We start from the raw sequence: 378 nt of genomic DNA, 5'->3' as shown, positions 1-378 counted from the left end.
GAAGGTGCGGCTGGATCACCTCCTTTCTAAGGAGTACAAAGAACGACAGTTCAATTAAAATTCTTAGTTTTATCACTGTTTTTTTGGTTCATATTTTTTTTAAAATTTTTAATTTTAAACCAAAAGCTGTAAGGCTAACTAAAAGAGAATACCAAAATGATAGTATAAAAGTATAAGGGGTACGCAGAACCCCCAAAAATTTATACTGTCGTAAAAAAACATTTTGGGGGTGTAGCTCAGTTGGGAGAGCACCTGCCTTGCAAGCAGGGGGTCAGGAGTTCGAATCTCCTCATCTCCACCAAGAAACCTGACAATTAAAGAGAAATATATTTCTGGTCAAGCGACCAAGGGCATAAGGTGAATGCCTTGGCACTGAGA

1 tRNA gene is annotated in these 378 nt (G+C 38.4%); it reads left to right on the top strand.

From position 1 onward, the window contains the following. The first annotated feature begins 225 nt into the window (after window positions 1-225). Window positions 226-301: transfer RNA gene (locus tag VJI77_RS07400), tRNA-Ala, on the top strand. Window positions 302-378: the final 77 nt, after the last annotated feature.

Origin of the sequence: Parvimonas sp. D2, from assembly GCF_035282635.1 — a bacterium.
In the GTDB taxonomy this organism is placed as follows: domain Bacteria; phylum Bacillota; class Clostridia; order Tissierellales; family Peptoniphilaceae; genus Parvimonas.
This window is presented reverse-complemented; position numbering and strand designations above follow the sequence as displayed.